Here is a 24,165-nt window from a genome sequence, read left to right on the forward strand (position 1 = left end):
GCACCATGGCAACCCTTGAAATCCGCGACCTGCACGTCTCCGTCGAGGCCGAGAGTGGCCCGCGTGAGATCCTGCGTGGCGTCGACCTGACCGTGAAGCAGGGCGAGACCCACGCCATCATGGGCCCCAACGGCTCCGGCAAGTCCACCCTGGCCTACTCGCTGGCCGGCCACCCCAAGTACACCGTCACCAGCGGCCAGGTGCTGCTGGACGGCGAGGACGTGCTGGCCATGTCGGTGGACGAGCGGGCCCGCGCCGGCGTCTTCCTGGCGATGCAGTACCCGGTCGAGGTGCCGGGCGTATCGGTCTCCAACTTCCTGCGCACCGCGGCCACCGCGGTCCGCGGCGAGGCCCCCAAGCTGCGCACCTGGGTGAAGGAGGTCAAGGAGACCATGGCGGCGCTCCAGATGGACCCCGCCTTCGCCGAGCGCAACGTCAACGAGGGCTTCTCCGGCGGTGAGAAGAAGCGCCACGAGATCCTGCAGCTGGAGCTGCTGCAGCCGAAGATCGCGATCCTCGACGAGACCGACTCCGGTCTGGACGTCGACGCGCTGCGGATCGTCTCCGAGGGCATCAACCGGGTCCGCGCCACCGGTGAGGTCGGCACCCTGCTGGTCACCCACTACACCCGCATCCTGCGGTACATCCAGCCCGACTTCGTGCACGTCTTCGCCGGCGGCCGGATCGTCGAGTCCGGCGGCCCGGAGCTGGCCGACAAGCTGGAGAACGAGGGCTACGAGGCTTACGTGAAGGGTGGCGCTTCAGCGTGACGAACCTGACTCTGCCGGGGCTTCTGGACACCGACGCGATCCGCAAGGACTTCCCGGTCCTGCAGCGGCTGATCCACGACGACAAGCCCCTGGTCTACCTGGACAACGCGGCGACCTCGCAGAAGCCCCGGCAGGTCCTGGACGCGCTGTCGGCCTACTACGAGCAGCACAACGCCAATGTGCACCGCGGTGTTCATGTGCTCGCCGAGGAGGCCACCGCGCTCTACGAGGGGGCCCGGGACAAGGTGGCGGCGTTCGTCAACGCCCCCAGCCGGGACGAGGTGATCTTCACCAAGAACGCCTCGGAGTCGCTCAACCTGGTTGCCAACATGCTCGGTTGGGCCGACGAGCCGTACCGGGTGGACGCCGACTCGGAGATCGTCATCACCGAGATGGAGCACCACTCCAACATCGTGCCGTGGCAGCTGCTCTCGCAGCGCACCGGCGCGAAGCTGAAGTGGTTCGGGCTGACCGACGAGGGCCGGCTCGACCTGTCGAACATCGACGAGCTGATCACCGAGAAGACCAAGGTGGTCTCCTTCACCCTGGTCTCCAACCTGCTCGGCACCGTCAACCCGGTCGAGACGATCGTCCGCCGGGCCCAGGACGTCGGCGCCCTGGTGGTGATCGACGCCTCCCAGGCCGCCCCGCACATGGTGCTGGACGTGCAGGCGCTGGAGGCCGACTTCGTCGCCTTCACCGGCCACAAGATGCTGGCCCCCACCGGCATCGGCGTGCTCTGGGGCCGCCAGGAGCTGCTGGAGGACCTGCCGCCGTTCCTGGGCGGCGGCGAGATGATCGAGACCGTCACCATGGGCTCGTCCACCTACGCCCCGGCCCCGCACAAGTTCGAGGCCGGCACCCCGCCGATCGCGCAGGCCGTCGGCCTGGGTGCCGCGATCGACTACCTCTCCAACGTCGGCATGGCCAAGATCGCCGCTCATGAGCACGCGATCACCGAGTACGCGGTCAACCGGCTCCAGGAGGTGCCGGACCTGCGGATCATCGGCCCGAACACGGCCGTGGACCGCGGCGCCGCGATCTCCTTCGTGCTGGGCGACATCCACCCGCACGACGTGGGCCAGGTGCTGGACGAGCAGGGCATCGCGGTCCGGGTCGGGCACCACTGCGCGCGGCCGGTCTGCCTGCGGTACGGAATTCCTGCGACCACCAGGGCGTCTTTCTATCTGTACTCGACGCCGGGCGAGGTGGACGCCCTGATCGACGGGCTCCACCACGTCCGCAACTTCTTCGGCTGAGGACAGGGACTGGTGACATGAAGCTCGACTCGATGTACCAGGAGATCATCCTGGACCACTACCGCAACCCCCACGGCAAGGGGCTGCGGGACGGTGACGCCGAGGTCCACCACGTCAACCCGACCTGCGGTGACGAGATCACCCTGCGGGTGCGGCTGGACGGTGCCGTGGTCGCGGACGTCTCCTACGAGTCGCAGGGCTGCTCGATCAGCCAGGCCAGCGCCTCGGTGCTCAACGACCTGGTGGTCGGCAAGCCGGTCGGCGAGGCCCAGCAGATCCAGGAGGCCTTCCTGGAGCTGATGCAGAGCAAGGGCCAGCTCGAGGGCGACGAGGAGCTGCTGGAGGACGCCATCGCGTTCGCCGGCGTCTCCAAGTTCCCGGCCCGCGTCAAGTGCGCCCTGCTCAGCTGGATGGCCTGGAAGGACGCCACCGCCAAGGCGCTGGCCGCCCACCCCGCCTGACCCCACCCGACCAGAAGGAACCCCACCCCATGAGTGACACCCCTGAGACCCAGGAGGGCCCGGTCGCCATCGTCGGCACCACCGCCGGCACCGTCTCCGTCGAGGACCTCACCGAGGCCCTGATGGACGTGGTCGACCCCGAGCTCGGCATCGACGTGGTCAACCTCGGCCTGATCTACGGCATCCACATCGACGAGGACGACACCGCCACCGTCGACATGACCCTCACCTCCGCCGCCTGCCCCCTCACCGACGTCATCGAGGACCAGGCCAAGAGCGCCACCGACGGCCTGGTCAAGGACCTCCGGATCAACTGGGTCTGGATGCCCCCGTGGGGCCCGGACAAGATCACCGACGACGGCCGCGAGCAGCTGCGGGCGCTGGGCTTCAACGTCTGAGGTAGATCGCTGTCAATGCCGCTGCCGTGCGGCTCGTCCCCTCGAGGGAATGAGTCGTACGGCAGTGGTATATCTGGCTGCAGGCGGCCACGATGGGCTCGCGACCGTTGGAGGGAGCAACATCATGTCTGTTCTTGCTCACGGCCAGTGGGCCTTGCCGGACTCGCCCTATGCGATGTGGGTCCGCGGCGAGCTGGACGAGTACTTGCGGTTGCCGGACGACGGCACGCGGGTCGAGGTGATCGGTGGGGAGTTCGTAGTGTCGCATGCGGCTGGATATCCGCATGCCGGGATCCTTACTGATCTCACGGGTGCCTTCGAGTACGCCAAGCGAACCGATCCGGGCTTCCAGTGGCGGGCTGTCCAGACCATCAACCTCGATCTGGTCGATATCGGCGATGGATACATCCCCGACATGGTGGTGGTGCCCCGGGATATCGATCTGCGGAACCGGGTGGACAACGTGCTCTATGTGTACCCGGAGCAGGTGCAGATGGCAGTCGAGGTCACTTCGGAATCCAACGCCCGCAATGACCGCGAACCGCTCTTCGGGCGTAGCCGTGCCACCAAGTGGAGCGGATACGCCCGCTGCGGCGTCCCGTACTACCTCCTGATCGACCGCGACCCCCGGCAGCCCGGCGTCACCCTGTTCGGTGAGCCGGACCGCGCGGAGGGGCGTTACCGGGCGCTGGAGAGCTGGAAGTTCGGTGATCCCATCACTCTCCCGGAGCCCTTCGGAGTCGAGCTGGACACCTTGCTGTGGGTCCCCTGGCCGGCGTGACCTACCGCCGCCGCACCACCGCACCCGCCAGCGCCAGGCAGGCGGCTGCCGCGATGGCGGCGAAGCCGCTGACCGCGGGCAGCAGGCCGTAGCTGCGGGCCAGGGCGCCGACGGCGACGATGGGGGCGGAGCTGCCCAGGTAGACGATGACCCAGAGGGCGCTCATCTCGCTGGCGCGCTTGGCGGGGTCCATGGCGGCGATGGCCGTGGTGAAGAGCGAGCGGAAGGCGATGCCCTGGCAGGCGCCGCCGAGGACGCTGCCGACGAAGAGCAGGGCCGGCAGGTGGGCGTAGGCGGCGAGGACGACCAGGGTGAGGCCCGCCGCCAGGCCGGTCATGAAGAGGGCGATCAGCCGGGGGCTGCTGGTCGGCGGGATCACCAGCTGGGCGCCGGCCGAGGAGCCCAGCAGCAGGGCGGCCACGACGGCGCCGGCCATCGGGGCGTGGGTGTGCAGCAGCTGGGCCGAGAAGGCGGGCGCCAGGCTGAGGAAGACCCCGAACACCGCGTAGGACACGAAGCCCGCGGCGGCCGCCAGCAGGAACATCCGGCGCCCCTGCGCGGGCAGCACCAGCTTGCGCGGCTTGAGGTGCAGCGCGGTGGTGATCCGGGGCGGTTCGGCGGGGTGGCGGCGGGCGCCGGGGAGCCGGGGGTGCAGTACGGCGAGCGGGACGCAGAGCGCGACCAGCGCCACCGCGTGCACCAGGAACGGCGTGAGCAGCGGGTCGCGGCTGGTGACCAGGGCGGCGCCGACGATCGGGCCGAGCGCGACGCCGCCCGCCGAGCAGGCCAGGGTGAGCTTGGCGGCCAGCGTCTGGTGGTCGGGCAGCAGGTCGCTGAGCGCCGCGCCGGCCGCGCCGGTGGAGAGCGCCACCGCGATGCCCTGGACGGCCCGTCCGGCGGCGAGCTGGCCGAAGCCGTGCGCGGTGGCGAAGAGCGCGTCGCCGCCGGCGGCCAGCAGGATGGCCGGCAGGATCAGGGCGCGGCGGCCGAGCAGGTCGGACCAGTGGCCGACCGCGGCGAGCACCGGGATCAGCGCGAAGACGTAGATCGTGAAGAGCAGCGTGGTGTCGAGCGCCGTCAGCCCCATGCGCTGCTGGAGCAGCGGGTAGACCGGGGTGGCCAGGTTGGCCCCGATCAGCAGGAGCAGTAGGGCGCCGGCGACCAGGCCGACGCGTATGCCGCGTGCCGCGTTCCAGCGGCTGACCGCGGAGAGCTGGAGCTGGCCGCGCGGGGCGAGCTCCAGGGGAAGCAGGGCCTCCGAGAGCCGGGTACCGGTCAGCCGCCCTGTGGGCAGGCCGGGGCCGGCGGGGGAGAGGTCCGCCATGGCAGGGGTCTCCTGATGTGGCCGGGCGCCACCCCGGGCCGGCGGGGTGTGCCGGGGCGGTCCGTCCGTGGCCTGCTGTGGTGGCCAGGGGCGGGGTGCCGAGGTGGTGCGGGGGTGTGATGTGCAGTAGCGCATAAGGATACGGGCTGGTGGCGGGAGGTGCGGTCAGCGTGCTGGTGAGCCAGAGGCGTAGGCGGCGTGGTGGTGTGCCGAAGGCGCAGGCAGCGTCGTGGTGCGCCAGGGGCGCGAACGGCGTGGTGGTGCGTGAACAGCGTGGTGGTGCGACAAAGGCGTACGGCCGCGGCACGCGCCCCCGTAGGTGGGGCACGGGCGCCGGGTCGGCCGATACGCTGATCGCAGTGCAGTCCCCCACATGAATCGCAGTGCAGACCCCACCTGAGGAGACCGCTCCTGATGCCCGGACGACGCCGCAAGAACCCGGACCACCCGTCGGCGACCGGGCCTGGAACGCAGCCGGCGGAGAGCCTGCTGCCCGCCGACTTCGAGCTGGCCGACCTCTACGGCGCCCACGGCTCCGACGACGAGGACGCCGACGACCAGCCGGTGCTGGTCCCGCCGGTGCGCCTGCTGCCGGAGGACGAGCTGGCCGCTCAGGCCGCCGCCGTGCCGCTGCTGGCCCGGGCGATCCGGCTGGCCAGATGGGCGGCCCCGACCCGCCCGGTGGACGAGCTCGGCGATCTGCTGCCGGCCGACCAGGTGGCCGCCGCCCGCCACCTCGGCCTGGCCCCCGCCGAGGATGGGGGCACCTCCCGGCCGAAGGCTGGGGGAATCCCCGAGGACAGCGTGCTGGAAGCCCTGCGGATCTGGTCGCTGGCGAGCGACCTGGAGCTGGTGGTGCCCGCGCACGACGCCGAGGGCAACCGGGTGGCCGGCCCGAGCCAGGAGCTGGCCCCGGTGGAGGCCGGCGACGTGGAGGCGGTGCTGGAGCTGTGGCTGTCCGCCGCCGAGGTGATCAGCGAGCTGGCTGCCGAGATCGAGCCGCTGGACGCCGAGCCGGACGCCGGCGAGCAGGCCGACGAGGACCGGGCCGAGGAGTTGCTGAGCCAGTACGAGGAGGTCCAGGCGGAGGCAGCCGAGCTGCTGGACGAGGCCCTCCAGGTGCTCTACGAGGCCACCGCGTTCGCTCAGCCCGGCCAGGAGACCGTCCCGCTGGGCGTGCTGGCCGCCCTGCTGGTGGTGCCGGACGGCGAGGAGCCGGACGAGGAGATGCTCGGCGACATCACCGATGTGATGGTCGCCCTCGACCCGATGCTCTCCGACCTGGAGGAGATCGGCCTGCTGGAGTACCAGCCGATCGACCCGGAGCTCTTCGAGGAGGCCGAGGAGGAGATCGAGGGGGAGGCCGCGGCGGCCGAGGCCCGGGCCGCCGTGAGCCCCGAGGCGGACGACGCCGAGGCGGCCCGGTTCGGCCTGGTCAAGCTGACCCCGCTCGGCCAGTACGGCATCCGCCAGTGGCTGCTGGACAAGGGCTATGACGCCCCGCTGATCGGCGAGTACGCCACCGGCGACGCCGCCGCCCTGCTGCAGGGCATCGCCGAGGCCGTCAATGTGCTGCCGGAGCAGGAGATCCAGGTCTGGGTGGCCGGCCGCGAGCCGGTCGGCGCCGCCCGCGAGCTGCTGGAGGCGGCCCGGGGCAACGACCCGGTGGCCCCGCTGCGCCGGATGCTGGCCCAGCTGGCGATCGGCGAGCTGGGCGAGGCGGTCGAGCCGGCGGTGCGCGAGGTGCTGGACGACCGGGAGCTGGGCGGCGCCGCCCGGGCCCTGCTGCTCTCCCAGGGCGCCGCCAACGTGCCGGAGCCGGACCGCCCGATGGTGCTGTGGACCACCGTGGACACCTACGCCGGGCAGCTGCTGGACCTCGCAGGGGACGCCGAACTGGAGCGCGAGCTGATCGCCCGGATGCCGGTCGCCGATGACCCGGCGGGTTTCTTCGGCGAGCTGTGGCGGGTTGAACACCCGTACACCGCACAGGTGTTGGAGACGATCGGCGAGCTGCACCCGGACAAGCGGGTGGCGAAGGAGGCCCGCAAGGCGGCCTTCAAGGCCCGGTCCCGTAACTGACGGAGCCATCCGGGGAGCCGAGCAGCCGGCGTCGCAGCCCGCGCTCCCCGGCGCGCATCATCGCCGCGTGGTTGACCAGGAAGAGCGGCCGGCCGGGCAGCGCAAGCCGCCGCATCAGCGGCTTGCCGGGCCGGACGTCCTGCTCGAAGACGGCGCGGCCGCCCGACGGCCCGTCCGCGCCGACCGTCCACCGCGACCAGCCGACCAAGTCCCCGTCCAGTGAGGCTTCCAGCACCCCGCCGGCCTCGTCCTGGCGGCGCTCCCGCACCGTGACGAGCAGCTGGTAGGGCAGCACCGAGCGGATCCGCAGCCGCCCGGTGTGGTCGTCCAGCCGCCGCACCTCGCGCACCTGCGGCCACCACTGCGGGTACAGCGGCACGTCCCGCAGCGCCCGGTAGACCTCGCGCGGCGGGGCGGGCAGCAGCCAGACGCTGACCAGCCGGTACCGGTTCAGATCCATGGCGACTCCCGGAGAACTCCCTGGCCCACGGCGGCCACCCGGGGGTACGCAGTGGGCCCGGGAGGGGTTCACGGCGAGCACCGGCCCCGAGTGGGCGTGGGCACCGCCACCATAGGGCCGGCCCGGGGCGGGACGGGAGGGGTCGCGGGATCTGCCAGCCGTACGAGGGAAGCTGATGGCCCGCCAGGTCGAGCGCACGTATCGTGGGCGGACGCGGTCCGCGCCTGGCGGGGCCCGGCCGCGGATCGAGGAACGGCGAGACCGGGGGAGCGGCGAAAGTGGCGATCAGCGGTGAGAGCTGGGCGGTGGAGTCGGGCGAGGAGCACCTGCGGGGTCAGGAGCGGGCGGTGCGGGCGGTCTTCGAGGAACTGGACTTCCAGGTCTACGGGGTGGACCGGTCCGGCCGGGGCGCCCGGGGCGTGCCGCCGGTGGCCGGCCGGACGGCGGTCGCGGACAGTGACGCGCTGAGCGACTACGAGATGCTCGGCGACGAGGTCTCCTGGTTCGAGGTGCGGTCGGGCGACTGGAGCTCGCTGGACGGCCCGTACGTCACGGTGCGCACCTACCAGCCGGGCATCGAGCGCTACACCGCGATGCCGGAGCCGGAGGAGCTGATCGAGCGGGAGCGCGACCGGATCTACGAGTACCTCGGGCTGGACGAGGGCGACTGCCCCTCCCGGATCCGCACCCTGCGGGAGTGGATCAACGTGGACGGCGAGCCGGTGCCGGTGCAGATCCACGAGGAGCGCGGCAGCGGCCCCGGGGCGGGCGGCCACTCCCGCACCGTGTGGGCCGGGCGGCTGACCGTGGCGGGCTCGGTGGTGCTGCTCTGCGGGCGCGGGGTGGCGCCGGGCGATGTGGAACTGGACCGGCTGAGCGGGCCGGACTGCGACCGCTACCTGACCGGCCGCACCGAGCTGCTGCGCCAGCTGGAGACCGGTCGGCAGGCCCGGATCGCCCAGGCCCGGCGCGGGCACGCGGCGCTGACCGGCCTGGACGCGCACCGGCTGCTGGTGGAGTCCAGCGTGGAGCGGGCGCTGGCCGAGCGGGCCCACCGGCTCTCCGACGGCCGGGCCCGGCTGCCTCGGCGGCTGCGGGTCGGCGAGCCGGTGGAGCACTGGTCGGCGGCGGTGCGCCAGCAGATGCACTACGCCTCGGAGAGCCGCACCGAGGCGCGGACCGCACTGGAGCTGATGGTGGGCCAGCTCTGCCGACTGGCCGACCAGGCGGACTGGCTGGTCGGTTCGCAGGAGGGCCGGGCGGCGGTGGAGGAGGCGATCCGCTACACGGTCTTCGCCAGCCAGGTGCCCAGCCTGCCCGCGCACCAGGCCTGGGTGCGGGTGCGGGAGCGCGGCGGCGACCCGGAGGCGGAGGCGTGCTGGCTGGCCGCCTGGGACATCTGGCGGCGGCAGCGGCGGCGGTGAGGGGGCGTCCGGGCCAGTGCCGCGGATGGGATAAGGTTTTCCCTGCACCCGGGCGATTAGCTCAGCGGGAGAGCACTTCGTTCACACCGAAGGGGTCACTGGTTCGATCCCAGTATCGCCCACCGGATTGCGCAGCAAGGGCCCTGGTTGACCACCAGGGCCCTTGCTCTTTGTGCCACCACGTCGGCAACTAGGCGCTCGGCAACCGCAGTTGCAGCATCGCCAGCAGCCGCTGCTGCGGCTGCGCCAGGTCGATCCCGGTCAGCTGCTCGGCCCGCCGGACCCGGTACCGCAGGGTGTTCGGGTGGATGTGCAGCACCTGTGCCGCGACCCGCACCTCGCCCAGCGCGTCCAGCCAGGCCAGCACCGATTCGGCGAGCCGGGTGCCGTGCCGGGCGTCGTAGTCGGTGAGCGCAGCCAGCCGCGGGTCGCGCAGCTCGGGCCGCTCCTGGAGCAGCGCCAGCGTCTCGCTGACCAGCACCTCGGCCTGTACGTCGCTCAGCGCGGCGACCTCCGGCATCACCCCGCCGCGCCCCATCGCGTCCAGGATCCGGTCGGCCTGCGCGCGGGATTCGGGCACCCGGGCCAGCCCGGGCACGGTGCTGCCGATCGCCGCGCGCAGCTGCACGCCCAGGTGGTCGCGGGCCGCGTCGACCACCTCCTGGGCCCAGCCGCGCACGGTGGCCACCGGCAGCGCGGCCGGCAGGTCGGGCAGCAGTACGTAGATCCGCGAGTCGATCGGCGCGAGCAGCGCGCTGCGGTGCCGGGCCGCGGTGTGGACCGAGATCAGGCCGGTCACATCGGCCCGGGCGGTGTCGCCGCCGACCGCCGCATAGCCGAGCACGGCGGCCGGGCGCTGCGGGTGCAGCCCGAGGTGGGTGGCGAGCGACTGCGGCCCGGTGCTGCCTTCGAGCAGGCCGGTCAGCAGGGTCTGGGTGAGCCGCACGTCGGCCGAGAGCTCGCGCCGCCGGCGCACCAGCTGCGCGGCGGCCACCCGGGCGGCGCCGACCAGCGCCTGTTCGGCCTGCGGGGCGAGCGGCCGGGAGCCCTCCTGCACCCAGATGGTGCCGAGCGGTTGCGCGCCGGCTCGGATGCCGATGGCGAGTCGGCGCCGCAGCCCGAGCTCGGGGTGCGGCTCGACCGGGATCACGCTGTCCGAGCTGCGCAGGTGCTGGAAGACGCCCCACTCGCGCAGCTTGGACAGGTAGGGCTCGGGGCCCTGCCAGCCGAGGATGGAGAGCCGCCGCAGGTCGTCGACCTCGTCCAAGGCGGCGGAGCGGGAGTAGGCGAGGACCCGGCTGGAGGTGTCCTCGATGGAGACGATGCCGCCGGTGAGCACGGCCGTGGTCTGGGCGAGCGAGAACAGGTCGCCGGCGTTGTGCTCGGCGGTCTCCGGCGCGTCCGGCCCGCTGATGATGGCGCGGGCCAGCGCGTCCAGGTGCTCCCAGCGGGTCTCCCGGCGTACCGACAGCAGTGCCACACCGGCCTCGGTGGCGGCTTCGCGCAGCGCGTCGGCCTGCCCGGGGGCGTCCAACTTGACGGCGACGGCGGCCGCTCGGGCCCGTCCGGCGGCGCGCAGCGCGGGCAGTGCGGCGCGGCCGCGGGCGCCGATCGCCAGCACCAGTTCGCCGGTGGCGGCGGTGGCCGGGTCCTCGGGGTCGAGGATCGCCACCTCGCGCACCGGCACGTCCAACCCGGCCGGGGCGGCCTGGAGTTCGACCAGAGGTTCGCCAAGCGACATCAGTAGATGACGCAGTGGGATGCCGGGGGCCGGAGTAGTCATCGGCTCACCTTCATCCGGTTGAACAATGCCGTATGGATGACTTTAGCCGCCCGGCCAACCATAGGGGCGCCTCCGGCGCTTTAACGTTCCTTCATGGCGGCCGTGTGAACGACGGCGGCTCCGCTGCCCTACCCGAGGGCCCCCACGACTCGAAGGAGAGCGCGCGCTCATGGATGCTGTGACCCAGGTCCCCGCGCCGGTGAACGAGCCGGTCCACAGCTACGCCCCCGGCAGCCCCGAGCGGGCCCGGCTGGAGGCCAAGCTGAAGGAGCTGGGGGGCCAGGAGCCCGTCCAGCTGACCATGACCATCAACGGCGAGCGCCGGATGGGTGGCGGCGAGGAGATCCACGTCGTCCAGCCGCACAACCACGCGGCCCGCCTCGGCACCATGCGCAACGCCACCCAGGCCGACGCCAAGGACGCCATCGACACCGCCCTCGCCGCGGCCCCCGCGTGGCAGGCGCTCTCCTTCGACTCCCGCGCCGCGATCTTCCTCAAGGCCGCCGACCTGCTGGCCGGCCCGTGGCGCGAGACGCTGGCCGCCGCCACCATGCTCGGCCAGTCCAAGACCGCGCAGCAGGCCGAGATCGACACCCCCTGCGAGCTGGTCGACTTCCTGCGCTTCAACGTGCACTTCGCCCGGCAGATCATCGCCGAGCAGCCGATCTCCTCGGACGGCGTGTGGAACCGCAGCGACCACCGCCCGCTGGAGGGCTTCGTCTACGCGATCACCCCGTTCAACTTCACCGCCATCGCGGGCAACCTGCCCACCGCGCCGGCGCTGATGGGCAACGTGGTGCTCTGGAAGCCGTCCCCCACCCAGCAGTTCGCCGCGCACCTGCTGATGCAGCTGCTGGAGGCGGCCGGCCTGCCCAAGGGCGTCATCAACATGGTGACCGGTGACGGCCTGGCCGTCTCCGAGGTGGCCCTGAAGCACCCGGCGCTGGCCGGCATCCACTTCACCGGCTCCACCGCGACCTTCCAGCACCTGTGGCGCGAGGTCGGCAACAACATCCAGAACTACCGCTCCTACCCGCGGATCGTCGGCGAGACCGGCGGCAAGGACTTCCTGGTCGCCCACCCGTCCGCCGACCCGAAGGTGCTGAAGACCGCGATGACCCGCGGCGCCTTCGAGTTCCAGGGCCAGAAGTGCTCGGCGCTCTCCCGCGCCTACGTCCCGGCCTCGATCTGGGCCTCGCTCAAGGACGAGTTCCGCGACGAGGTCGAGGGCCTGACCATGGGCGACGTCAGCGACCTGTCGAACTTCATGAGCGCCGTGATCGACGAGCGCGCCTTCGCCAAGAACAAGGCCGCCATCGACCGCGCCAAGGCCGACCCGACGGTCGAGGTGCTGGCCGGCGGCAGCTACGACGACTCGGTGGGCTACTTCGTCCGCCCGACCGTGCTGGTCTGCCAGGACCCGGCCTCGGAGTACTTCCGGGACGAGTACTTCGGCCCGATCCTCGCCGTCCACGTCTACCAGGACGACGAGTACGAGCAGATGCTGGCCCAGATGGAGTCCGTCTCCGCCTACGGCCTGACCGGCGCGATCATCTCCCAGGACCGTGCGGCGGCCCAGGACGCGGCCGAGAAGCTGCGGTACGCGGCCGGCAACTTCTACATCAACGACAAGCCGACCGGTGCGGTCGTCGGCCAGCAGCCGTTCGGCGGCGGCCGGGCCTCGGGCACCAACGACAAGGCCGGCGCCAAGCAGAACCTGGCCCGCTGGACCTCGACCCGGTCCATCAAGGAGACGTTCGTCCCGCCGACGGACTACCGCTACCCGCACATGGGCTGACACCCCTCGCCCAGTGCCCTCCCGTCGCCCGCCGCCGCCCCGTCGAGGGCGCGGCGGCGCGCGACGACCCCTGTGGGGGCGGCGGCTACCCTCACCGCCGCCCCCACCTCCTCGCAACCTGCCCATCCCCCACAGGAGTACCGATGCTCCGTTCCGCACTGCTCGCCGCGTCCCGCTCCCCGCAGGTGCGCACCATGGTCGAGAAGTTCCCCCCGACCCACGCGATAGTCGAGCGCTTCGTCGCCGGCGAGCTGCTCGACCAGGGCATCACCGCCACTGACGAGCTGGTCGCCACCGGCCGCAAGGTGACCCTCGACCACCTCGGCGAGGACACCAAGGACGCCGAGCAGGCCGCCGGTACCGCCAAGGCCTACGAGCACCTGCTGGCCGCCCTCAAGGAGACCGGCCTCGCGGCCAACGCCGAGGTCTCCGTCAAGCTCTCCGCGGTGGGCCAGTTCCTGCCGGTGGACGGCGAGAAGATCGCGCTGGAGAACGCCCGGCGGATCTGCCAGGCCGCCGCCGACGCGGGCACCACGGTCACCCTGGACATGGAGGACCACACCACCACCGACTCCACGCTGTCGATCGCCCGCGAGCTGCGCGCCGACTTCCCGTGGCTGGGCGTCGTGCTGCAGGCCTACCTGCGCCGCACCGAGGCCGACTGCAAGGACTTCTCCGGCGCGGGCTCCCGGGTCCGGATCTGCAAGGGCGCCTACAAGGAGCCCGAGTCGGTGGCCTTCCAGGGCAAGCACGAGGTCGACCTCGCCTATGTCCGCGCGCTCAAGGTCCTGATGGGCGGCGAGGGTTACCCGATGGTGGCCTCGCACGACCCCAACATGATCAAGATCGCCGGCCAGCTGGCCGAGTGGAACGGCCGCACCCGGGACAGCTTCGAGTACCAGATGCTCTACGGCATCCGCCCGGAGGAGCAGCTGCGCCTCGCCCAGGCCGGCAACACCATGCGCGTCTACCTGCCGTACGGCCAGGAGTGGTACGGCTACTTCATGCGCCGCCTGGCGGAGCGCCCGGCCAACCTGACGTTCTTCCTGCGGGCGATGGCCACCAAGGGTTGACGATCAGCCACTTGACCTGGGGTTGGGTCGGGTTCGACCCGACCCCAGGTCCGTCCGAATGGACTGGACCACACCTCGACCCTGTGAACCGAAACGGCCTTCGTAGGGACTACGTAGAGATCCATTTCGAATCACGCGGCAAGCGTGGCGAGGAAGTCCGCGGCAACATCCGCGGCGAGGACCACGCGGCCCACAGTCGCTGACACAGGCTGAGACGACTGCTGCACAGTCACATTCTTCACCTCGATGATCTGCCCGCCAAGCAGGCTGGGATCATGCCGAAGCCACGCATCTGCCGTGGCGATCACCTGCTCGGGCTTGCCCGAACCAGTCTGGATCCGTCCCAGCGGCCTCTCGCCGGGGCCGCGCAGTAGCGACACTGTCCAGCCGCCCGACGTGGGCACCGCCACCAGGTACAGCAGGGCCAGGTCGCCGACCGGCACACGCTCCTGCTGCCCGACTGGCTCCACCACCTCGAACGAGAGGAGCCCCGCGGCCGGCCCGAGCCCGAGCCACTCGTCCATCGCGGCGCGGCCGCGCTGGCCATCGTCCGGCATGAAATGGGTGTAACGCCTCAAAGTGAAGCCCGGGTCGTCATGGCCGAGCCATCGGGATAGCGCCGTGGGGGACTCGCCGGACTGGAGCTGCACCGAGGCATAGGTGTGCCGTGTGATGTGGAATCCAAGCTCGCGCGCTGCTTCCCAGCCCGCGCGGTGGTGTGAAGCGCCTCGCGTGTTGTCCCAAGGACTGATCAGTCCTGCAGAGGCCAGGGCAGGCTTCCAGGCGTCGAGATTCCACGATGACTGGTTAACCGGGTTGCCGAATCGCGTGGTGATGATGAGCGATGCGGTCAACTGGCCACTCTCCGGCCCCCCAGGGCCCCGCCACGGCAACGTCACCGTCACCGGCTTGAACTGGTCCCGGTATCCGTCGAGGGACAGCCTGAGGCCGGGGGAGAGCGGCACGCTCCGCTCTTTGTCGCCCTTCGGCAGCTTGAAGTACGGGCGGCCGCGCTTGTCGATCTGAAGCTGCCGGTGGACGTGCAGATCCTCGGACCCGTCGATGTCCTCGTGGGAGACGCCGAACACCTCGCCCTGCCGGAGGCCAGCCCCCGTGCCCAGGTCGAAGGCGATTCGATCGCGGGGGCGCAGGCCGGCCCGCACGCCTATGCTCTGGTCCCTGGTGAAGGCTCGGGCCTTGACCTGCGGTGCTTTCGGCTTGATGCCGCGGGTGCTGCACGGGTTGCGAGTGATGCGCTTCGGAACGGCGCTGCCCAGGATGGCGGACAGGTAGTCGTAGATCACCCGGGTCGTTGAGGCCTCCAACTTCTTACGCAGGGTGGCGACCCAGATCCGCAGGTGCTCCTCGTCAATGGTGGCGATGGCCAGGTGCCCGAGGTGAGGGATCACGTGGGCGCGGATTTTCTGCTCCATGGTCTGAGCGGTTCCCACCGCTACCGTGACGCCTGGCCAGTACACGGTCTCGAAGTATTCGGCGAGCAGGATCTGGCCGAGCTCGGGGTCGATGAAGACGCCACGGCGAGAGTCGGTCTGAGCCGCTGCCAGCCAGTTCTTGGCGTCCTGAAGCTTATGGAACGACTCGTCCTTGACACCCGGGATGCCGCAGACGCGGTACCGCATGCCCTGACCGAAGCGAGTGAGCTTGTACTTCTTGCCTGTCTTCGGATCGGGGCGCTTGCTCCACCACCGGTCTTCAATGTATCCGGGCATGGCCCGTCCCCTCCCATACGCAGCCCAAGTAGATCCCGCCTCAGTCGGTCAGGGTGGCTTCGTCGCCGTCGCCAAGCCGAGGGGCAGGCACGCTGCCCGGCTCCGGCTGGCGCTGTGAGGGGTCGGCGGCGACGATGTCGCCTTTCCACTCCTGGAACCAGTGGCCGCCTGCCAAGACCGCGGCCGCACCTTCGTTCAGGGCAGAGATGATCTGCTCCGGCGCGAGGTGACTTGCGATCTTGTAGACGATCCGTCCCCGATCCTCGACGATGTCGATAGCCTGACCGACTGGCAGGTCGTCGGCCAGTTCGTACTCATGGATGATCACGTGCCACTCCCCACGGCATCGCGTGCACAGTTCGCGCACTTTGTGCGGAGAATTGACACTAGTTGTGGCATATGCCCCTGATCAACCGCTGGGTGAAAACTCAACGATCTGACGGTCTATCAGTTGAACTGGCTTTGCTTTCGCGCTCTTCCTGTTCGACTGCTTCGAGCATGACCCGCAGCCGGCGGCGCTCGCGCGGCTCCATGCCTGCTGCTAGCACGATGATGTGCCGCATGTCGTCGTCGTAGCCACTGAGCTCAACTGACTCCCATTCCAGCCACTGCGAAGCTGCCGCCTCCTGCACGACTCGGACAGGCGCGCGGAGCGCGCGGGCGACAGCCTGGAGCTCTTCCGGCTTCGGGGCGGTCAGGACGCCGCCCGTGGCGAGACGCTGGAACCATGGCTTGGACATGCCCTTCTCTCCACTGGGGCCAATGGACCGCTTGGCCATGTCCATGTACGAGAGTCCGTCGTCGTTGGCAGCCTGGACCATCGCGGAGAGTCGCCCGAATCGCCGGTTCGAGCCGCCGGCACCCGAGTCACTTCCTGTCACTGCTACCTCGCTCGTATATCTGCCGGTCGAACGCTTGAACCGGGTCGTCGCAGGATAGAGACGCTACACGGTCGCATTCTAGAGACGATTGGGCTATACAGCGAGACCTTCTGTCAGCGTGCAGCTGAGAGCGACACGTTTCGGCCGTCGAGATCTGTAGACGAGACGTCTCAAGATGTGCCATGATGGCGACATCGAGAGACGGAACGGCCCAACCGGAGACGCACTTGCCCAAACTCCTGCGACTCCATGCCCCGGACACCCTTCGATGGGTGATGGACCACCCCGGCGACAGTGCTCCATATACGGTTCGCAGTCTTGCTAAGGCTGCAGGCTGCAAGTCGGCCACGGTGGGGCACCTGCTCGCCGGACGCCAGCGCAGCACCAGTACCCAGACTGCGGAGCGCATCGCAGGCGCGCTTGGATGCTCGCTTGCGACGCTCTTCTTGGTCGTGCCGTCTATGGATCTCGACGAAGTGTCTCAAGAGGACTCGAATCAAGTGGAGTAAACCAATGCCCGCATCCACCGCCTCAAGCCCGCCGCCACCTGGGTGTCTCTGGCTGGAGCAGGCCGCTGAGCGTCTGGGCGTGAAGCCCACGACGCTCCGGAAATGGCGCGCGAAGCGTAAGGGGCCGGCCAGCTTTAAGTACACCGGCCGGGTCGTCTACCGCGAGAGCGCGATCACTGACTACGTGGACGGCTGTGAGGCCGCGGACTCGCGCTCGAACCCGGCACTCAACCCGCTGCTGCGCCGCCCCGAGCCGCACGTCCGTGCCGCCCGCGCGCCGCGCGCCGCCTGATCTTCCACCCATGTGGGTGGGCCGCCCCGGCAGCGAATCCGGGGGCGACCCGAGCCCACCTCACCCACGACAGAACAAGGAGGCAGGCCGTGATCACACAGCCTACCGACGCGCGTGCCGTGCTGGCACGAGCGGCCCAGATCATCGCCCTTCACGGGCTCCACCACGGGGACTACGTGGTCGACCCGTTCAACCGGGCGTCGCGCAGCCCGCACTACCTGCGGCCGATGTCGGCGGTCGGCGCTCTGAACTGCGCGGTGACCCGCGACCCGCGCACCCCGTCGAACCTGGCCTGGCAGGCCCTCCGGCTGCTGGCCGAGGTCGTGCTGGTCGACAGCGAGCCGGCCTGGTCGGCGAACATCGAGGACTGCGAGCGCCACGTGGAGGCGTGGTCGGACGCGTCGTCCGACACCCACGTGGTGCACACGATGCGGCTGCTGGCCGGCGAGAAGGCCCGCCGCGCGCTGACGGCGGTGGCGGCGTGAGCCGGGAGCCAATCAGCGAGGAGCGGCTGGCCGCGCTCCGCACCATGGACCTGGCCGTGCTGGTGCCGCAGTCCGCGGCTTGGCAGCCGTCGACCCGCCGGCAGGCCGCGCGGTGGCTGCGCCTGGCAGCGCCGGTGTTCACGGAGCTGCTGGACGAGATCGACGAGCTGGACGACGAACTGGAGCTCACGGACGACGAGCTGGACACGGCGCTCGCGAGGCTGAGGCGGCTGCGCCCGCAGGTGCCGGCGTCCGACGCGGTGATCAGCGCGGTGCGCCGCGAGCGGCTGCACGACCGCCGGTGGCGGGTTCGGTGGTGCGAGGACGGCCTGCGGAAGTCGCAGACGTTCCGCCTGCCGGAGCACGCACGCGAGGCGTACGAGTACCTGCGCGAGCAGCAGTACCGGGGCGGTGCCCGATGAGCGCCCGGGAGCCGCTGAGCGCGGCGCAGTTGGAGAGCATCGAGCGGCTGTTGGCCCGCGTGACGCCGGGGCATTGGGTGGTGCGGCTGCAGTCGGGGGCCGACCCGCAGGTGGCGATCGCCGACGGTGGACCGGTCGCGTTCGGTGTGCGCGCACCGGGGGACGCCGCCTTCATCGCGGGGGCTCCGGAGGTCGTGCGACTGCTGGTCGCCGAGGTCGGCTGGCTGGTGGCCGAGCTGACCAACGCCCGCGCGCTGCTGGCCAAGACCATCGACAACATGACCGCCCTTGCCGAGGGCAGCGAGGTGACGGCCTACCGCGCCGAGCACGGCGAAATCCCGCTCGGCACCTACCTCGCCGTTGAGGAGGCCCGGGCACACGCCGAGGACTCGTACCGCGCGCTGATCGGCCCGGCCCCCACGCTCCACTGGTACGACGAGGAACTCGACGACGACTCGGCGCTGCGCCTTTACGCCGAGCACGAGGGTGACGAGGTCGAGACCACCCACCGCGTGGTGCCGGTGCGGGTGTTGGCCGAGTACGACCCGGACGGTGAGTCGTGAACGGCCTCCAGTCCGGGCTGACGCTGGCCGCGATGTGGCTGCCGACCGGCGGCGTGATCGCCGGGTGGCGGCTGGCTGGCCGACTGCACGCCCGCCGCGCCCGCGCCGCCCGCCACCGGGCCCGCGCCATCCCGTACATCCCGCAGCAGAGGAAGGCCCTGTGATGAAGCTGCTGTCCCGCCTGCGCCGCCGCCCCGCCACCGCGCCGTGGCCCGGCAACCTCCGCACCGTCGCGGACGACCTGCGCCAGGCCCTGGCCCATGAGGCCGAACTGGCCGACCAGTTGCGCGCGGCCCGGCAGCGGGCCGACGTGGCGGACGCTCGCGCGGCTGCCGCTGGCCTGCGCGCTGACGAGGCCGAGCAGCGTGAGGCCCGGGCGCGTGGCGAGCTGGCCAAGATGACGGCCGCGCGCGACGGCCTGCGCATCGCGAACGCCGGTCTGGCGCGGCAGCTGCACGACGCGCTGTACGACGACGCCGACCAGTACGCGATCTCGACCGGCACCGGCCAGCCCCGCAAGGCCTGACGACACCCGAACTTCGGCCGGGCGCCCACCGCGCCCGGCCCACCAGGAGACACCTGATGAGCTTCACCTTTGCTCCCGCTACCCGAGAGCAGGCCCGGGCCCGCATTGCCCTGGAAGGGCCGTCCGGATCCGGCAAGACCTTCACCGCCCTCACCCTGGCCACCTCGATGGCCACCAGGGTGGCACTGATCGACACTGAGCGGGGCTCGGCGTCCAAGTACGCGGCCGGCACGTCCGGCAGCGGCTTCACCTTCGACACGCTCCAGATGAGCAAGTACGACCCGCGCGACCTGGTCGGCGCACTCGCAGCGGCCGGACAGGCCGGTTACAGCGCCGTCATCGTGGACTCGCTGTCGCACTTCTGGATGGGCACCGGCGGCATGCTGGAGCTGGTCGACGCGATCGGCAAGCGCGGCGGTGGCGGCGGCAACTTCGGCGGCTGGAAGGAGGCCCGCCCGTTCGAGCGGGCCATGATCGAGGCGCTGCTGGCCTACCCCGGGCACGTCATCGTCACGATGCGCACAAAGTCCGAGTGGGTCATCGAGGAGGACTCGCGCGGCAAGAAGCAGGTCCGTAAGGTCGGCACGAAGGCCGAGCAACGCGAGGGCCTGGAGTACGAGTTCGACATCGTCGGTGACCTGGACCAGGAGAACACCCTGGTCATCACCAAGAGCCGGTGCCCTGAGCTGTCCGGTGCGGTCATCAACCGGCCCGGTGCGGACATGGCTGCCACGGTGCTGGGGTGGCTCCAGGACGGCACCGAAGTGCCGGACGTGGCCGCGCTCCTGGCCGAAGCGGTGGCGGACAAACTCACTGTGGAGGGGGCGCTCGCGCTTCACTCGAAGGCGCAGCGTCACCGGCTGCTCGGCGCGGCCATTCTGCACCCGGTCACCGAGGCCCCGACGACGTTTGGGGACTACATCACCGAGCGGGGACGGGCCCTGCGCGCCTCGGGTGCCCGGCCGCCGCAGGCCGGGCCGGTCGGCTCCGTGCAGCCGCTGCGCACGGCGCCGCTCGCGGGCGAGCAGAAGGTGGACGAGCACGCGGCCGCGCTGGACGAGCTACGGGCCGCAGCCCTCCAGGCCGGCATCGCACCGACGCTGGACGCCAGCTTCGCGAGCTCGTACGGCGTGGCCCCGGCTGAGGCCAGCATTGAGCAGCTGCGCGAGATGACTGAGCTCCTCCAGGGGGCTGCCGCGTGAGCCTCAAGGAAGCAGCCACCAGGGCCGCCGTGCTCTCCAACCTGGCGGAGCGCATCGGCCTGGAGCTCAAGGCGGCGAAGGCCGACCTCCAGGTCGAGTTGAAGCGGGCCAAGGAGGAGACGGGGACGCGCCAGGTCGGCGCCGAGCTCCCCGACGGGCGCGCGGTCGCCAAGGTCACGCTGGTCACGCCGAAGCCGGCCGCGACCGTCACTGACGAGGACGTGTTCCTCGCCTGGGTGCGGGACAACCGCCCGGAGCAGATCGAGCGGCGGTTTGTCACCGAGGTCCGGGCCGCGTTCGTCAAGGTGCTGCTGGACGAGATGAGCGCTGCTGGTGTTGCGCAGTGGTGCGACCAGGAGACCGGCGAGGTGCACACGGTGCCCGGGGTGGAGATGCAGCCGCGTGCGGCGTACCACCGGGTGACGTTCGAGAAGGACGGCAAGGACGCGATCGCCGAGGCGTGGGCCTCCGGCCAGTTGACCGGCCTCGTGCTGCCGGAGCTCACCGCTGGGGGCGCCGAGTGAGCTGGCACCTCGGCCGCATGGCGGCGTTCGACTGCGAGACCACCGGCGTGGACGTGGAACAGGACCGGATCATCACCTCGGCGCTGGTCGAGGTGGGCGGCGGTCAGCGGGCCGTCACCCGGGCGTGGATGTGCAACCCCGGAATCCCGATCCCGCGCGCAGCCACCAAGATCCACCACATCACCGACGCGCAGGTCCGCGGGGCCCGGCCGGCCGCGGTGGTGATCGCGGAGATCGCCGCCGCGATCGTCGGCCACGCCCGCGCCGGACGCCCGCTGGTCGTGATGAACGCCCCCTACGACCTGACGCTGCTCGACCGGGAGTTGGGGCGGCATGGCTTGCCGTCGCTCGCCCACCAGCTCGCCGACACCGACCTGCACGTCATCGACCCGCTGGTGATCGACCGTCAGGCCGATCGCTGGCGGAAGGGCCCGCGCAACCTGGAGGCCCTCGCCAAGACTTACGGCGTGGAGCTGACCCGGGCGCACACGGCCGACGGTGACGCCCTCGCCGCCGCCCGCGTGGTCGAGGCCATCACGAAGCGCTACGGCACCATCCAGTCCTGGACGCTGGAGCACCTGCACTGGATGCAGGTCGAGTGGGCGGCCGCGCAGGCCATCGACCGGCAGGCGTACCTGCGCCAGAAGAACCCGGCCGCTCTGGTGAGCGAGCACTGGCCGATGATCCCGCGCCCGCGCACCGGCGGTGCCCGGTGAGCGAGATCAAGCACGGCACCCTCAGCGGCGCCAAGCACCACAAGTGCAGGTGCCTCCCGTGCGCGGTCGCCTCCGCCGCGTGGCAGGCCAGGAGGCACCGTCAGGTCGCGTACGGCACCTGGCAGCCCTTCGTGGACGCTGCTCCGGCGCTCGCCCACATCGAGAGCCTGCACGGTCGGGGCATGACCTGGCAGCAGATCGCCGCCGCGGCCGGCGTCTACGTGACCGACCTGCAGAGGCTCCGGGGCGTCGGCGCCCAGCGCCGATCGGACCGAATCAGGCCCGAAACCGAACGCAAGCTGCTCGCTGTCGAGTTCACCAACGCTCCAGCATCTCCTCAGTCCATGACTCCGGCGCTGGGCAGCATGCGCCGTTTGCGGGCTCTGCGGGCGAACGGCTGGTCGGCGCAGGTCCTGACGGAGCAGCTGGGTGTGCCGCGGCAGACCGTCGGGATCATTGCGCAGGCGCGCCAGAAGTTCGTCATGGCACGGACCGCGCAGGACATCGCCGAACTGTACGAGTTCCTGCACGACCAGGACCCGCTGAACGCGGGCCTGGGCCTGGTGGTGGTGGAGCGCACCGCGCGGGCCGCCGAGCATGCTGGCTGGGCGCCCCCGCGTGCGTGGGCTGGCCGGGACATCGATGACCCGGCGGCCGAACCGGGCCGCGCTCGGGGCCGTGGCGGCTACGCCGTCGCGCCGATGGGGTCGCGCCGGCAGGCGCTGGTGGAGGACACGGCGGAGCTGGCACGGCAGGGCCTGCCCCGCGAGGTGATCGCGGCCCGGCTCGGGGTGACCTGGGACGCCGTGCAGCACGCCCACAGCCGGTGCGGCGTCCCCATGCCGGAGCTGGCGGCATGACCGAGAGCCTCCGTTCCGACGGCCCGCTGCCCTGCCGGATCGCGCCTGACCTGTTCTTCGCGCCCGACGGCGCGCGGGACACGAAGGAACGTGTCCGCGACGCCAAAGCCATGTGCCAGCTCTGCCCGATCCAGGTCGCCTGCCGCGACGAGGGGCGGCGCCTGCACGCGGTCGGTATATGGGGCGGCGAGGACGACACCGAGCGTACCGACGCCATCGCCGAGCTCGGACCGACTCAGGTTGAGCCCTCCGCTGCAGACACCGTGGTCGAGACGGCCAAGAGGACGCCCCGACGGCCTGTGGAGCACGGTACGCGGCCCGGCTACCAGCGGCACCGCCGCCGCGGCGAGGCTGCTTGCGATCCCTGCCGCTTCGCCAACGCCGCGGCCGACCGGCTCCTCCGCACAACCGGCAGCACGAAGGCCTCCACGTAGCGCACCACCCTGTACGGCCCGTGGCGGGGCCGGCCGACACCCCCCGCCACGGGCGCCCAACCCCCAATGTAGGAGCACCTCCCGATGACGTGGTTCGCGGTGGACGACAGTGCGTACGCCCACCCCAAGATGCTGAAGGCTGGCAACGCCGCCATCGGCCTCTGGGTGCGCTGCGGCGCGTACTGCTCGGCGCACCTGACCGACGGCATCGTGCCCGGGGCCATCGCCAGCATGTACGGCACCCCGCCGCAGATCAGGAAGCTGATCATCGTCGGGCTGTGGCACGAGAACGGCCACAACTGCGGCCGATGCCCCCAGCCGCCGCACGGCGACTACGTGATGCACGACTACCTCGCTGGGGCGAACTTCTCCAAGAAGCAGGTCCTGGACCGCCGTGCGAAGGCTGCTGCGAAGAAGCGCAGCCAGCGCGCCGGGGCGGAAAACCGGGCGCGAATCGACCCTGAATCGAACGCGGATCGCGGCCGAAACGGAGACGAATCGAGCTCGATTCACAGGCCTGTTTTTGACGAAGCCACAGGTCAGCCAGCTGCGTCCCGGGGGGACTCCGATGGGACTCGCGCGCGCGCGTTCCCCTCCCCTCCCCTCCCTACTAGTGGTACAGAGAGAGAAGAAGGTGAACCACCCCGGGCGGTCGGCCACGAGGCTCTCTCTCTGGTCCCGGAGAGCTGGCAGCCAGACAGCGAGACCATCGCGGCCGCACAGGCAGCCCGGACCGCGGCAGGCCGCCCGGTGCTCACCGGAGCCCAGCTCCAGGAGCTGACGCGGAAGTTCATCCGCCGGCAGCGCAACTCCGGCCGGCTCACCACCCCCGCAGCCGCTGCGGACCGGTGGATCGACTGGGCCGAGCGGGAGCGCCCTGCCGACACCCAACAGCCGCCCCTCCTCCTCGGCCTGCCCGGCGGCCAGCCCGGACCCGCCTGGCCCCACGAACAGCCCCAGCAACGCACCCAACCGCGCGACGAGACCTGGACACCGCCCAGCTGGAGCGAGCAACGCGCCCAGCTCGAAGCACAGATCGCCGCAGACAACGCCCGCGACACCGGCTGACGAGCCGCCAGCCGCCCGGAGACCGGTCCCGCATCCGAACGCGCGCACGACCCGCCCACAGCCCGCCACGCACCCCCTGGAGCGATTCCGTGTCCGACACCACCACCGCCCGCGACGAGCTGCGTGCCCATCTGGTCACCGGAGTCATCGACGCCATGTACCGCGCCGACACCCTGATCGACACCTACCGGGACCAGGTCCTCACCGAGGCTGCCGAGCTGCTTCGCCAGCACCGCGGTGACCTCTGCGACGGCTACCCCTGGTGGGACACCCGCGACCGCGACACCGCCATCGCCGTGCTGCTCGCCGCCCGCGCCGCCACCGCCCAGGAGGACTGACC

The 24,165-nt window shown here is 71.2% G+C and carries 28 protein-coding genes and 1 tRNA gene; 23 read left to right on the top strand and 6 right to left on the bottom strand.

All coding sequences use genetic code 11. The features are described 5' to 3' along the window. Positions 1-5: 5 nt before the first annotated feature. From sufC to P3T35_RS15480, 5 genes are all read left to right on the top strand, one after another. Positions 6-770: a Fe-S cluster assembly ATPase SufC gene (gene sufC / locus P3T35_RS15460; protein WP_101382641.1), complete on the top strand. Its 765-nt coding sequence runs from the start codon at positions 6-8 to the stop codon at positions 768-770. Next, the gene (locus tag P3T35_RS15465; protein WP_280706310.1) at positions 767-2,029 is read left to right on the top strand and encodes a cysteine desulfurase; all 1,263 of its coding nucleotides are present in this window, start codon (positions 767-769) and stop codon (positions 2,027-2,029) included. Before sufC ends, P3T35_RS15465 begins: the two co-directional genes overlap by 4 nt. 17 nt (positions 2,030-2,046) lie before the next feature. Continuing rightward, positions 2,047-2,490 (top strand): Fe-S cluster assembly sulfur transfer protein SufU, encoded by a 444-nt coding sequence (gene sufU / locus P3T35_RS15470; RefSeq protein WP_101382642.1) that lies wholly within the window; start codon positions 2,047-2,049, stop codon positions 2,488-2,490. A gap of 29 nt (positions 2,491-2,519) precedes the next feature. Continuing rightward, positions 2,520-2,888 carry a metal-sulfur cluster assembly factor gene (locus tag P3T35_RS15475; protein ID WP_280706312.1) on the top strand — a complete coding sequence of 123 codons (369 nt, stop codon included), beginning with the start codon at positions 2,520-2,522 and terminating at the stop codon, positions 2,886-2,888. Positions 2,889-3,012: 124 nt separating this feature from the next. Continuing rightward, entirely contained in the window at positions 3,013-3,669 is a 657-nt protein-coding gene (locus tag P3T35_RS15480) for a Uma2 family endonuclease (protein ID WP_180356618.1), read from the top strand. 1 nt (position 3,670) lies between these two features. On the opposite strand, the gene P3T35_RS15485 is transcribed toward P3T35_RS15480, so the two are convergent. Continuing rightward, positions 3,671-4,993, bottom strand: a complete 1,323-nt coding sequence (locus P3T35_RS15485) for an MFS transporter (RefSeq protein WP_180356619.1) — start codon at positions 4,991-4,993, stop codon at positions 3,671-3,673. Between the two features lie 414 nt (positions 4,994-5,407). On the opposite strand from P3T35_RS15485, the gene P3T35_RS15490 reads away from it, so the two are divergent. Further along, the gene (locus tag P3T35_RS15490; protein WP_280706316.1) at positions 5,408-7,075 is read left to right on the top strand and encodes a hypothetical protein; all 1,668 of its coding nucleotides are present in this window, start codon (positions 5,408-5,410) and stop codon (positions 7,073-7,075) included. Here P3T35_RS15490 and P3T35_RS15495 read toward each other — a convergent pair. Then, entirely contained in the window at positions 7,053-7,535 is a 483-nt protein-coding gene (locus P3T35_RS15495) for an SRPBCC family protein (RefSeq protein WP_101382645.1), read from the bottom strand. The two genes, P3T35_RS15490 and P3T35_RS15495, sit on opposite strands and share 23 nt — an antisense overlap. 278 nt (positions 7,536-7,813) lie before the next feature. Between P3T35_RS15495 and P3T35_RS15500 the strand changes: the two genes are divergently transcribed. Together P3T35_RS15500 and P3T35_RS15505 are read left to right on the top strand one after the other, a co-directional pair. Next, positions 7,814-8,959 (top strand): hypothetical protein, encoded by a 1,146-nt coding sequence (locus tag P3T35_RS15500; RefSeq protein ID WP_101382646.1) that lies wholly within the window; start codon positions 7,814-7,816, stop codon positions 8,957-8,959. A 50-nt stretch (positions 8,960-9,009) separates the two neighbouring features. Beyond that, a tRNA-Val gene (locus P3T35_RS15505) sits at positions 9,010-9,081 on the top strand. 68 nt (positions 9,082-9,149) lie between these two features. Here the strand turns inward: P3T35_RS15505 and P3T35_RS15510 are convergent. Next, positions 9,150-10,742 carry a helix-turn-helix domain-containing protein gene (locus P3T35_RS15510; protein WP_280706318.1) on the bottom strand — a complete coding sequence of 531 codons (1,593 nt, stop codon included), beginning with the start codon at positions 10,740-10,742 and terminating at the stop codon, positions 9,150-9,152. Positions 10,743-10,911: 169 nt separating this feature from the next. Here P3T35_RS15510 and pruA point away from each other — a divergent pair, with 169 nt between their 5' ends. Both pruA and P3T35_RS15520 read left to right on the top strand, forming a co-directional pair. Continuing rightward, positions 10,912-12,540, top strand: a complete 1,629-nt coding sequence (gene pruA, locus P3T35_RS15515; protein ID WP_101382648.1) for an L-glutamate gamma-semialdehyde dehydrogenase — start codon at positions 10,912-10,914, stop codon at positions 12,538-12,540. A gap of 143 nt (positions 12,541-12,683) precedes the next feature. Then, a complete protein-coding gene (locus P3T35_RS15520) occupies positions 12,684-13,613 on the top strand; it encodes a proline dehydrogenase family protein (RefSeq protein WP_101382649.1) in 930 nt (309 codons plus the stop codon). A 131-nt stretch (positions 13,614-13,744) separates the two neighbouring features. Here P3T35_RS15520 and P3T35_RS15525 read toward each other — a convergent pair whose 3' ends face one another. The 3 genes from P3T35_RS15525 to P3T35_RS15535 form a co-directional block, all read right to left on the bottom strand. Then, positions 13,745-15,343, bottom strand: a complete 1,599-nt coding sequence (locus P3T35_RS15525) for a tyrosine-type recombinase/integrase (protein WP_101382650.1) — start codon at positions 15,341-15,343, stop codon at positions 13,745-13,747. 40 nt (positions 15,344-15,383) lie between these two features. Then, positions 15,384-15,671: a hypothetical protein gene (locus P3T35_RS15530; RefSeq protein ID WP_101382651.1), complete on the bottom strand. Its 288-nt coding sequence runs from the start codon at positions 15,669-15,671 to the stop codon at positions 15,384-15,386. 100 nt (positions 15,672-15,771) lie between these two features. After that, on the bottom strand, positions 15,772-16,128 hold the full coding sequence (locus tag P3T35_RS15535) for a hypothetical protein (RefSeq protein ID WP_143676917.1): 357 nt from the start codon (positions 16,126-16,128) through the stop codon (positions 15,772-15,774). A 609-nt stretch (positions 16,129-16,737) separates the two neighbouring features. Between P3T35_RS15535 and P3T35_RS15540 the strand changes: the two genes are divergently transcribed. From P3T35_RS15540 to P3T35_RS15600, 13 genes are all read left to right on the top strand, one after another. Continuing rightward, positions 16,738-17,025, top strand: a complete 288-nt coding sequence (locus P3T35_RS15540; protein WP_107503364.1) for a helix-turn-helix domain-containing protein — start codon at positions 16,738-16,740, stop codon at positions 17,023-17,025. An 89-nt stretch (positions 17,026-17,114) separates the two neighbouring features. Then, positions 17,115-17,510 carry a hypothetical protein gene (locus P3T35_RS15545; protein ID WP_101382654.1) on the top strand — a complete coding sequence of 132 codons (396 nt, stop codon included), beginning with the start codon at positions 17,115-17,117 and terminating at the stop codon, positions 17,508-17,510. Continuing rightward, positions 17,507-17,932, top strand: coding sequence for an AP2/ERF family transcription factor (locus P3T35_RS15550; protein ID WP_101382655.1), 426 nt, complete (start codon positions 17,507-17,509; stop codon positions 17,930-17,932). The genes P3T35_RS15545 and P3T35_RS15550 overlap by 4 nt, the downstream gene beginning before the upstream one ends. After that, entirely contained in the window at positions 17,929-18,495 is a 567-nt protein-coding gene (locus P3T35_RS15555; protein WP_101382656.1) for a hypothetical protein, read from the top strand. The genes P3T35_RS15550 and P3T35_RS15555 overlap by 4 nt, the downstream gene beginning before the upstream one ends. Continuing rightward, a complete protein-coding gene (locus P3T35_RS15560) occupies positions 18,492-18,659 on the top strand; it encodes a hypothetical protein (protein WP_180356621.1) in 168 nt (55 codons plus the stop codon). Before P3T35_RS15555 ends, P3T35_RS15560 begins: the two co-directional genes overlap by 4 nt. Further along, a complete protein-coding gene (locus P3T35_RS15565) occupies positions 18,659-19,021 on the top strand; it encodes a hypothetical protein (protein WP_101382657.1) in 363 nt (120 codons plus the stop codon). Before P3T35_RS15560 ends, P3T35_RS15565 begins: the two co-directional genes overlap by 1 nt. A gap of 56 nt (positions 19,022-19,077) precedes the next feature. Continuing rightward, positions 19,078-20,223, top strand: coding sequence for an ATP-binding protein (locus P3T35_RS15570; RefSeq protein ID WP_101382658.1), 1,146 nt, complete (start codon positions 19,078-19,080; stop codon positions 20,221-20,223). Next, positions 20,220-20,747 (top strand): hypothetical protein, encoded by a 528-nt coding sequence (locus P3T35_RS15575; RefSeq protein WP_101382659.1) that lies wholly within the window; start codon positions 20,220-20,222, stop codon positions 20,745-20,747. Before P3T35_RS15570 ends, P3T35_RS15575 begins: the two co-directional genes overlap by 4 nt. After that, positions 20,744-21,463 (top strand): exonuclease domain-containing protein, encoded by a 720-nt coding sequence (locus P3T35_RS15580; RefSeq protein WP_101382660.1) that lies wholly within the window; start codon positions 20,744-20,746, stop codon positions 21,461-21,463. The genes P3T35_RS15575 and P3T35_RS15580 overlap by 4 nt, the downstream gene beginning before the upstream one ends. Beyond that, entirely contained in the window at positions 21,460-22,323 is an 864-nt protein-coding gene (locus P3T35_RS15585) for a hypothetical protein (RefSeq protein ID WP_101382661.1), read from the top strand. The genes P3T35_RS15580 and P3T35_RS15585 overlap by 4 nt, the downstream gene beginning before the upstream one ends. Continuing rightward, complete coding sequence (locus tag P3T35_RS15590; protein ID WP_101382662.1) at positions 22,320-22,757, top strand: WhiB family transcriptional regulator; 438 nt, start codon at positions 22,320-22,322, stop codon at positions 22,755-22,757. Before P3T35_RS15585 ends, P3T35_RS15590 begins: the two co-directional genes overlap by 4 nt. 84 nt (positions 22,758-22,841) lie before the next feature. Beyond that, positions 22,842-23,825 (top strand): hypothetical protein, encoded by a 984-nt coding sequence (locus tag P3T35_RS15595; RefSeq protein WP_101382663.1) that lies wholly within the window; start codon positions 22,842-22,844, stop codon positions 23,823-23,825. An 89-nt stretch (positions 23,826-23,914) separates the two neighbouring features. Beyond that, a complete protein-coding gene (locus tag P3T35_RS15600; RefSeq protein ID WP_101382664.1) occupies positions 23,915-24,163 on the top strand; it encodes a hypothetical protein in 249 nt (82 codons plus the stop codon). The last annotated feature ends 2 nt before the right edge of the window (positions 24,164-24,165 follow it).

The sequence above is a fragment of the Kitasatospora sp. GP30 genome, from assembly GCF_029892145.1.
Lineage (GTDB): Bacteria > Actinomycetota > Actinomycetes > Streptomycetales > Streptomycetaceae > Kitasatospora > Kitasatospora acidiphila.